General features: G+C 71.3%; 10 protein-coding genes. 2 read left to right on the forward strand and 8 right to left on the reverse strand.

Features of this window, described 5'->3' with window-relative positions:
- A partial coding sequence (locus FJY74_08735) for a hypothetical protein (GenBank protein MBM3308398.1) occupies window positions 1-1,747 on the reverse strand: 1,747 nt, incomplete at its 3' end.
- Complete coding sequence (locus FJY74_08740) at window positions 1,744-2,268, reverse strand: ferritin family protein (protein ID MBM3308399.1); 525 nt, start codon at window positions 2,266-2,268, stop codon at window positions 1,744-1,746. The genes FJY74_08735 and FJY74_08740, both read right to left, overlap by 4 nt.
- Window positions 2,269-2,502: 234 nt before the next feature.
- Here FJY74_08740 and FJY74_08745 point away from each other — a divergent pair, with 234 nt between their 5' ends.
- Window positions 2,503-2,691 (forward strand): ferredoxin, encoded by a 189-nt coding sequence (locus tag FJY74_08745; GenBank protein MBM3308400.1) that lies wholly within the window; start codon window positions 2,503-2,505, stop codon window positions 2,689-2,691.
- Window positions 2,692-2,696: 5 nt separating this feature from the next.
- Here the strand turns inward: FJY74_08745 and nth are convergent, their stop codons facing one another.
- Genes nth through FJY74_08770 form a run of 5 tightly spaced genes read right to left on the reverse strand, consistent with a single transcriptional unit; the run spans window position 2,697 to window position 8,033 of the window.
- Window positions 2,697-3,449 carry an endonuclease III gene (gene nth / locus FJY74_08750; GenBank protein ID MBM3308401.1) on the reverse strand — a complete coding sequence of 251 codons (753 nt, stop codon included), beginning with the start codon at window positions 3,447-3,449 and terminating at the stop codon, window positions 2,697-2,699.
- On the reverse strand, window positions 3,446-4,024 hold the full coding sequence (locus tag FJY74_08755) for an indolepyruvate oxidoreductase subunit beta (GenBank protein MBM3308402.1): 579 nt from the start codon (window positions 4,022-4,024) through the stop codon (window positions 3,446-3,448). Before FJY74_08755 ends, nth begins: the two co-directional genes overlap by 4 nt.
- 14 nt (window positions 4,025-4,038) lie before the next feature.
- Window positions 4,039-5,790 carry an indolepyruvate ferredoxin oxidoreductase subunit alpha gene (gene iorA, locus FJY74_08760; GenBank protein MBM3308403.1) on the reverse strand — a complete coding sequence of 584 codons (1,752 nt, stop codon included), beginning with the start codon at window positions 5,788-5,790 and terminating at the stop codon, window positions 4,039-4,041.
- A gap of 22 nt (window positions 5,791-5,812) precedes the next feature.
- Complete coding sequence (locus FJY74_08765; GenBank protein ID MBM3308404.1) at window positions 5,813-6,604, reverse strand: SDR family oxidoreductase; 792 nt, start codon at window positions 6,602-6,604, stop codon at window positions 5,813-5,815.
- 46 nt (window positions 6,605-6,650) lie between these two features.
- A complete protein-coding gene (locus FJY74_08770; protein MBM3308405.1) occupies window positions 6,651-8,033 on the reverse strand; it encodes a glutamine synthetase in 1,383 nt (460 codons plus the stop codon).
- Between the two features lie 50 nt (window positions 8,034-8,083).
- On the opposite strand from FJY74_08770, the gene FJY74_08775 reads away from it, so the two are divergent.
- Entirely contained in the window at window positions 8,084-8,473 is a 390-nt protein-coding gene (locus FJY74_08775) for a DUF3784 domain-containing protein (GenBank protein MBM3308406.1), read from the forward strand.
- 44 nt (window positions 8,474-8,517) lie between these two features.
- Here FJY74_08775 and rfbB read toward each other — a convergent pair.
- Window positions 8,518-9,524, reverse strand: a 1,007-nt coding sequence (gene rfbB, locus FJY74_08780) for a dTDP-glucose 4,6-dehydratase (GenBank protein ID MBM3308407.1), incomplete at its 5' end; no start/stop codon positions are given.

Consider the following 9,524-nt stretch of genomic DNA (forward strand, 5'->3'; position numbering starts at 1 on the left):
CGGACATGAGCGAGAGCACGGCCGGCCCGCCGGACTCGAACTTCTCGCCGCGCTTCTGCGGCGCGCCGAGCGCCTCGCGAAGGAGCTCGGCGAACCGCGACAGCGTCACGGGCCCCGCGACGGGCGCAAGCGCGCGGAGCGACGAGACGGTGTCGAGCACCTCGTCGAGCCCCTCGCGCGCGGCGAATCGGGTGAGCGTCGCCTCGACGGCGTCGGCGTACGCGGAGATCTCCGCCGCCTGCGTTCGCCCGCGGCCGGGCGCGAGGCCGGCGAGCGGGGGGATGAGCTCGCGCAGAATCGCGATGAGCGACGCGATGGGCCGGGCGAGGTGCCCGTGCTCGGTGCGGAACGACCCGTCGGCCGGCGCCGCCTCGATGCTCGCCGCGAGCGACTCGAGGGCGCCGACCCACCCGCCGGCGCCCTTCACGATGCCCGCGAGCACGCTCGCCTTGTTCCAGTCGCTGACCGGTGGAGCGTCGTCGCGGTCCCGGCGGGCCGCGTCCGGCGCGCCCTCGCGCGCGAGGTCGGCGACGCCCAGGAACTCCATGACCTCGATGCGCCCGAAGTCGCTCGCGACGGCGTCCACGAGCGCGAGCGCGGCCCGTCCGGCGGGGGTGCGCGCGAGCGGGCAGGGTGTCTCCACGTAGGGGCGCGCGCCCGCCTGCGTGAGTTCCTCGGCGAAGAGGTCCGAGTAGTCGCCCTGCGAGCGCAGGAGCACTCCCGCATCCTGGAACGAGAGCCCGCGCTCCTCGAGCACGCCGAGGAGCGTCCGCGCGTCCTCGCGGGCCTCGCGCGCCTCGCCGGGCGCGGAGATCGGGAGAGTGGCTGCGGCGGCGCTTCGTCCGGGACGCGCGCCGCCCGGGTCGCCGGCGCCGGGGAGCGGCACGTCTCGCCCCTCGCGCTCACCGACGTGCTCGCGCGGAAGGCCGAGCGACTCGAACCACTCGAGCGTGGGCCGGGCGTAGCGGAAGGCGGCGATGTCGGCCCAGGGGACGTAGACGCGCGTCTCCGTGGCCGCGCAGCACGCCGCGACGAGTCGCTTCTGGAGCGCGTTCAGGTCGTAGAAGCCGTACAGGAAGAGAGGGGGCAGCGGCGCGGCGCGGCCGCCCGCGCCCTTCGAGGCGAGCGCATCCGCGGCGGCCGTCATCATGTCACGCTCGTCGGCCCAGCCTTCCTTCTCGAGCAGCGCCTCGTAGAGCCGCCACACCCGCACGACCTCGGCGAGCTTGCTGGGGCGGCGCGGGCGCGCGAGCCCGGCGCGGACCGCCGCGGACTCAAGCGCGTCGGGGGTGTAGCACGCCTCCTTGAGATCTCCGATGGTCGAAAGGAGCGCCCGCGCGAAGCCGGGCCGGTCGGCGATGGGTTCGAAGTAGCCGCCCGCCGCGCCGCCCCCGTCCAGCACGCGCCGGAGCACGACCTCGTCGCCGCCGTCTGGGAGGAGCGCACGGCCGCCCGGCAGCGGCGTTGGAGCGTGTCGCGCCGCGAGGTCTTTGAGCGTCATGAAGCGGACGTTGGCGTGGCCGGCGGTCGGGGCGGTCGAGCCCGCCTCGTCGCGCGCGGCAGGGGCCGCGGCCGCGATCCGCTCCGCGAGGCGCCGCGACAGCCGGAGCCCGAGCAGGTTGGTCGGGACGACGACAAGCGCGGGCGCGCCCGGCTCGCGCCGGGCGTGCTCCGCGAGGCCAGAGAGCAGGGCATCTTCGAGCGCGGGATGGAACGCGCCCGTCAGGAGCGCGTCTCTTTCAGTCATCCGCCGTCGAGCATGACGTAGTCTTTGTCGATGAACCACTGGTCGGGCTTCGTGAGGTACATCAGCATGTCCTCGAGGAGCGTGAGGTGGTCCTGCTCCTCGCGGTAGAGGACGTTGAACAGGCGCCTCGCCTCATCGCTCTCGCACTCCCGGGCGTACTCGAAGTAGAGGGCCGAGACCCGCTTCTCGAGCTCGATGGCCTTCTCGTACGACTTCGCCGCGTCGAGGTCTCCCGATGGCTTCTCGGCCATCGCGCACTCGTAGATGGTCTTGATGCCCTTCGCGAGCGCTCCCTTGGTGGGGGAGTCGACGGCGACGGGGCCGCCCTTCCCGATGAGCGACTGCCCGAGCGCCTCGATGAGCCCGACGTGTCGCTCCTCTTCCTTCGCGAGGACCTCGAAGGCGGCTCTGGCGAGCTTGTGGCTCGTGCGCGCGGACGCCTGCGCGTAGAACGCCCCGCCGTCCTTCTCGGTCTTGAGCGCGAGACCCACGCGCTCCCGGTCGGTCATCCCACCGGCCATCGGACCTCCTTCGGCTGGCCGCGCCGCCCCTTCCGGCGGCCGGCTCTCGTTCGGCAATCCCTGATTCGCGCCATCAAAGCAGCGGACGGCCGGGCCATCATAGACGACCCGGCGGGCGAGTTCAAGGCCTTAGGCGCCCCGACGCGCTGCAGCCTCACGAAACGCTTGCCAAGCGGACGGGCCGGAGATAGATTCCGGCCCCGGAGCAGGCGACCGGACACCAGGAGGTCTCGCATGAGGGCATGGGTCGACGAGGACACCTGTACGGGGTGCGGGCTGTGCGCTGAGATCTGTCCCGGCGTGTTCGAGATGGACGGCGAGGTGGCGCGCGCCAAGCCCGGCGACATCGCGGAGGACGACGAGGAGTCGGCGGAGGAGGCGGCGGACAGCTGCCCCGTCGAAGCGATCAACATCGAGGACTGAGGCGTTCAGTCACGCGCATGGGGGCCGCGGCCGCTTCGGCCGGGGCCCTTCTCTTTCCCCGGGCGCCTCGGCGCCTTCGGGCTCTTCACCCTCCACGCGATCGCGCCCGCCGTCGCGCGCGCCGGGCAGAGCGCGGCCACCGCGCACCGGTCGCACGCCGGCTTCCTCGCCGCGCACGTCGCGCGACCGTGCCACGTCATGAGCAGCGAGAAGGCGGTCCACCCGCCTCTCGGCAGGAGCGCCGCGACGTCCCGCTCGATCCTCTCCGGATCGAACTCCTTGGTGAGGCGCATCCTCCGGGCCAGCCTGATGAAGTGCGTGTCCACGACGATCGCGGGCTTGCCGAACGCGTAGCCGAGGACGACGCCCGCGGTCTTCCTGCCGACGCCGCGGAGCGCCGTGAGTTCCTCCATCGTCGAAGGCACCTCGCCGCCGTGGTTCGCGACGATGTCCTGCGCGCTCTCCTTGAGGGCGCGCGCCTTGTTCCGGTAGAACCCGGTCGGCCGGACGATGCGCTCGAGGTCGGGCGCTCGCGCGGCGGCCAGCGCCTCAATGGACGGGTACTTCGCAAAGAGCCCCGGCGTGATCTCGTTGACCTTCCTGTCGGTGCACTGCGCCGCGAGGACGGTGCCGACGAGGAGCTCGATCGGGGAACGGTAGTTGAGCGGAACGCGCGCGTCCGGGTAGGCCTTCCTGAGCGCCGCGAGGATGCGCCGCGCGCGCCCCGCCTCCGGCGCCGATGCCGCCGCCGGGCTCATCGGCCGGCCGCGGCCTTCCTGCCCAGCGCGAAGCCGGCGAGGTTCATCTCGACCGTCTTCCTCGGGACGCTCGCCTGGATGGCGCGCTTCCACTCGTCGTCCGAGAAGTCGAGGAACGCCGCGAACGCCCCGAGCATGACCGTGTTGACGGCGCGGACGTTCCCGGCCTCCTTCGCGAGCGCGAGCGCGTCCACGAACACGGCGTCGGGCGCGCGCCCGCGGATCTTCGCGTCCAGGCCCTTCGGGTACTCGTCGAGTCCGCTCGGGATGATCTCCTGCGCGTTGACGACGACGCGGCCGCGGGGCTTCAGAACGTGGATCCAGCGGAGCGCTTCCATCTTCTCGAACGCGACGAGGACGTCGGCCTCCCCCTCGGCGATGACGGGGGAGTGGACCCTCGCGCCGAACCGCACGTGGCTCACCACCGAGCCGCCGCGCTGCGCCATCCCATGGACCTCGCTCTTCTTGACGTCGAGGCCGCGAGCGAGGGCGGCCGCGGACAGGATCTCGCTCGCGAGGAGGATGCCCTGCCCTCCGACGCCGGCGATGAAGACGTTGGTCACTCTGTCGGCCATCGCGTTCTCCTCGCTCACGACCTCGCCGCGTCCGGCGGGGCGATGCACTTCTTCGGGCACACCTGCGCGCACACCGAGCACAGCGAGCCGACGCAGAAGATGGGGTTGATCGTCGTCTTCCCGTCCTCGCCCTTCGAGAGCGCGGGGCAGCCCAGCCTGCGGCACAGGCCGCACGCCACGCACTCGTCGTGGTCGACGACGAGCGCCGGGCCCCAGCGTTCGCGCTCGAGGAGGACGCACGTGCCCTCCACGACGAGGAACGAGGGCTCGGGGCTGTCGACCGCCTCGCGGACGGCCTGCCGCACGGCGGCCACGTCGTAGGCGTTCACGCGCCGCGCGTGCCTGACGCCCATGCTCTTCGCGAGCGCGATGAGGTCGAGCTTCACCGTCGGCTCGCCCATGAGCGTCGTGCCGGTGCCGGGGTGGTCCTGGTGGCCGGTCATCGCCGTCGTCGAGTTGTCGAGGACGATCACGGTCGTCGCGCCGCGGTTGTACGCGACGTCGGCGAGCCCGGTCATGCCCGAGTGGACGAAGGTCGAGTCGCCGAGCACCGCGACCATCTTCTTCGCGAAGTCCCGCCCGATCGCCTTCTCGAGGCCGAGCGCGTTGCCGATCGAGGCGCCCATGCACAGGCAGGTGTCGAGCCCCTCCAGCGGCGGCATCACGCCGAGCGTGTAGCAGCCGATGTCCGAGGTCGCGCCGATGCGCAGGCGGTTGAGCGTGAAGAACGTCGTGCGGTGCGGGCAGCCCGGGCAGAGCACGGGCGGCCGCGGCGGCACGGCCTCGGGCGTGACCTTCGCGCCGGCGCCGACGAGCGCGCTCCTCACGATGCCCTGGTTGAGCTCGCCGCAGAGTGGCACCTTCTCCTTGCCCACGACGTTCGTGATGCCCGCCACGCGCATCGCGTCCTCGATGAACGGCTCGTTCTCCTCGACGACGAAGACGCGGTCGAACCGCGCGGCGAAGCGCCTCACGAGCTCGATGGGGAAGGGGTAGCTCATCCCCAGCTTGAGGAACGTGGCGTCGGGGAACGCGTCGCGGGCGTACTGGTACGCGATGCCGCTCGAGATGACGCCGACCTTCGCCTCGCCCTCCTCGACGCGGTTCAAGGGCGTCGTCTCGGCATACTCCGCGAGGCGGCAGAGGCGCTCCTCGACCTTCACGTGGAGCCTGCGCGCGTGCGCCGGGATGACGACCCTCCGCGAGGTGTCCTTCGCGTACTCCTTCCGCGGGACCTCGACGCGCTCGCCGAGCGTGACCGGGGTCTTGGCGTGCGAGAGGCGCGTGGACATGCGGAAGAGCACCGGCGTGCCGAACCGCTCCGAGATCTCGAACGCGGTCCCGAGGTGGTCCTTCACCTCCTGGGAGTCGGATGGCTCGACGAGCGGGATCTTCGCGAACTTCGCGTAGTAGCGGTTGTCCTGCTCGTTCTGCGAGGAGTGCATGCCTGGATCGTCGGCCGAGACGATGACGAACCCGCCGTCGCCTCCGACGAGCGTCGAGGTCATGAGCGGGTCGGCCGCGACGTTGAGGCCCACGTGCTTCATCGCGGTGATCGTGCGGACGCCGCCGAACGAGGCGCCGATGGCGACCTCGAAGGCCACCTTCTCGTTGGGCGACCACTCGCAGTAGATGTCGTCCTTGTACCTGACGACGTTCTCGAGGATCTCCGTGCTCGGCGTGCCCGGGTACGCCGTCGCGACCTTCACGCCGTGCTCGTAGCAGCCCCTCGCGACGGCCTCGTTCCCGGAGAGAAGAACCCGCATCGCTCCTCCTCGCGCCTTCCCGCTACAGGAGTCCCTTCACCGCGCCGCCGTCCACCTGCACCGTCACGCCCGTCACGTACGCCGCCGCGTCCGAGGCGAGGAACGCGACCATCCTCGCGATGTCCGCGGGGTCGGCGAACCGCCCGAGCGGCACCGACTCCTGGAACGACCGCGCGATCTCCTCGTACGGCTTTCCCTCGCGCTTCGCGCGGGCCGACATGAGCTCCTTCATGCGGTCCGTCGCCGTGTAGCCCGGGCAGACCACGTTGACGCGGATGCGGTCGGGGCCGAGCTCGGTGGCGAGCGTCTTCGAGAGCCCCGCGACCGCCGCGCGCACCGCGTTCGAGAGCACGAGCCCGCGGATGGGCTCCTTCACGGAGATGGACGCGAGGTTCACGATGCTCCCGCCGCCGGCACGCCGCATGACCGGGACGACCGCGCGGTTCAGGCGCACGACGCTCATGAGGTTGAGCGCGACGGCCTTCTCCCACGCCGCGTCGTCGAAGTCCTCGAACCGGCCGGACGGCGGCCCGCCCGCGTTCGTGACGAGCGCGTGCACCGCGCCGAACTCGCGGACGGCGGCGGCCACGACCGCCTCGACGCCCGCCGGGTCGCTGAGGTCGGCCTGCACGGCCACCGCGCGCCCGCCGCCCGCCTTCGCGACCTCCTCGCGCGCCGCCTCGAGGGCCTCGCGGCCCCGCGCGCACAGAAGCACATCGGCGCCCTCGCGCGCGAGCTCCAGCGCGCACGCCTTCCCGATGCCTTGCGAGGAGGCCGTCACGACTGCTTTCCTGCCCTTCAGGCCGAGGTCCACGTGTTCCCTCCTCGCGCCCGCCTCTGGGGGCGCGCCGGTCGTCGCCCTACAGGACGGGCAGGTCGTGCTCGAGCTCGTGGGCCGTGAGGATGGCCCGGTAGCCGTCCCAGACGGCGCGCTTGTTCCTGAGGAGCTTCTCGAAGGTCTCGTCTCCGAGGGTCTCGCGGAGGAGGCTGCCGTTCTCCGCCTCGATGACCGCCTCGCCGAGGCTCCCTGGGAGCATCGAGATGCCGAGGCGCGCCCGCTCGTCTCCGTCCATCTCGTAGATGTCCGCCTCGTTCGGCTCGCGGAGCTCGAGCTTCTGGTCGATGCCGCGCAGCCCCGCGGCGAGCATGACGGCGAACGCGAGGTACGGATTGCACGCCGGGTCCGGGCTCCGGTACTCGACGCGCGTCGAGAGATCGTGGCCCGGGCGGTAGCGCGGCACGCGCACGAGCGTCGATCGGTTCATCTGCGCCCAGCAGACGTACACAGGCGCCTCGTAGCCCGGCACGAGCCGCTTGTACGAGTTCACCCACTGGTTCGTCACGAGCGTGATCTCGCGCGCGTGACGCAGCAGTCCCTCGATGTACGAACGCGCGAGCGCCGAGAGGTGCCTCGCGTCGGCGGCGTCGTGGAAGAGGTTCTCCCCGTTCTCGAACAGCGACTGGTGCGCGTGCATGCCGCTTCCGTTCTGGCCGTAGATCGGCTTCGGCATGAACGTCGCGTAGGCGCCCTCCTTCCGCGCGACCTCCTTCACGACGAGCTTGTAGAGCATCGTGTGGTCGGCCATCGTGAGGGCGTCGGCGTACTTCAGGTCGATCTCGTGCTGGCTCGGCGCGCCCTCGTGGTGCGAGTACTCGACCTGGATGCCGAGCGAGTCGAGCGCGACGATGGTCTTCTTGCGGATCGCCTCGCCGAGGTCCGGGGGCGTGAGGTCGAAGTACCCCGCGCGGTCGAGCACCTCGGGACAGGCCGGCGAGCGGAAGTAGAAGTACTCGAGCTCGGGGCCCACGTAGAGCGTCCAGCCGCGCTGCGCCACCTTCTCGAGCACCCGCTTGAGGACGAAGCGCGGGTCGCCGGGGTAGGGCCTGCCGTCCGGCTCGAGGACGTCGCAGAACATGAGCGCCTCATCGCCGCCGTCCGTCCAGGGGAGGACCTTGAACGTCGTGGGGTCCGGCTTGGCGATCATGTCGCTCTCGTGGATCCTCGTGAACCCCTCGATGGACGAGCCGTCGAAGCCCTTCCCGTTGTCGAGCGCGTCCTCGAGCTCGCCGCGCGTGATGGTCACGCACTTCGGGAACCCGACGATGTCCGTGAAGAGAAGGCGGATGAAGCGGATCCTGCGGTCGTCGACCGTCCTGAGCACCTCGTCTCTGCTCGCGGCCACGGTGGTCCCCTCCGGCGGATCGCTGCGCCCGTTGTCAGTTGGCCCACCATGATGTACCATGACGCCCGACGATTCAAGGCCGCTCTGGACGGTTCCCGTGGAGGCGCCCCGTGGCATCCGACGCGCTGCTCGTCTCGCTGCTCCTGCTCCGCATCCCCGGCCTGCACGGCGCGGAGCTCCCGTATCCGGCGAGGGAGGCCGCCGCGACCTCGGCGGTCGTGACGGTCCCCGTCGGGATCTTGCTCTTCATCTTGGCGAGGGTGTTCCTGAAGGGGACGTACCTCGGGCTCGTGGCCGGCTACACGAAGGAGACCGTGGCCGACCCGACGCGGCTCGGCAGGTTCGTCGGGCGGATGATGGTGGCGCTCGGGACGTTCATGCTGCTCTTCCCGATCGCCGTGCGCCTGTGGGGGGTCGCGGCGTTCTTGCTCTTCCTGGCGGTCGTCGTGGGGTTCTGCATCGCCGTCCTCGTCGGGACGGCGTGGTACGAGCGGGGATAGGCCGGGCGCCGGGGCGCGGCGGAACCGCGCCGGGCCCGTCCGCTCTACGTCCCCGCGTCGCGCAGCCGCTCGCGGTACTGCCGCTCGTAGTACTCCCTGAACTCGCCCGACTTGATCCGCCTCCACCACTCCGGGTGCGCCGCGTACCAGCGGACCGCGTCGAGGACCGCCGCCCTCGCGTCGTAGCGCGGCTTCCAGCCGAGCGCGCGGATCCGCGACGAGTCGATGGCGTAGCGTGGGTCGTGCCCCTCGCGGTCGCGGACGTGCCGGATGAGGCTGTCGGGCTTGCCCAGCTCCGCGAGGATCAGGCGCGCGAGATCGACGTTCCGCATGTGGTTGCCCGCGCCGACGTTGTACACGCCGCCCGGCTCGCCCTCTTCGAGCGCGAGCGCGACGCCGTCGCAGTGGTCGGCGACGTGCGTGTAGTCGCGCTCCTGCAGCCCGTCGCCGTAGAGCGGAAGCGGCTGATCCTCGATGGCGTTCGTCGTGAAGAGCGGGAGGACCTTCTCGGGGTACTGGTTCGGTCCGACCGTGTTCGCGCCGCGCGTCACGACGACCGGAAAGCCGTAGGTCGTGAAGTAGGAGCGTGCGAGGAGCTCGCCGCCCGCCTTGCTCGCGGAGTAGGGGTTCCGCGGCGCGAGCGGCGCGTCCTCGCGGAAGGCCTCGCCCGGCGCCGGGCCGTACACCTCGTCGGTGCTGATCTGCACGAACCGGCCGACGCCGTGCGCGCGCGCCGACTCGAGCAGCACGTGGACGCCGAACACGTCCGTGCGCAGGAACCCGGACGGGTCGCCGATCGAGCGGTCCACGTGCGTCTCGGCGGCGAAGTTCACGACCGCGTCCACGCCCGGCATGACGGCGTCCACCGCCGCCCGGTCGCAGATGTCGCCGCGCACGAACCGGTAGCGCGACTCGCCCTCGACGTCTCTCAGGTTCTCGAGGTTCCCCGCGTAGGTGAGCTTGTCGATGTTAATGATGTGGCAATCCGGGCGCCGTGCGAGGTAGATTCGCACGAAGTTGCTTCCGATGAACCCTGCGCCGCCGGTGACGA

The organism is Candidatus Effluviviaceae Genus I sp., from assembly GCA_016867725.1.
Taxonomy (GTDB): Bacteria; Joyebacterota; Joyebacteria; order Joyebacterales; family Joyebacteraceae; genus VGIX01.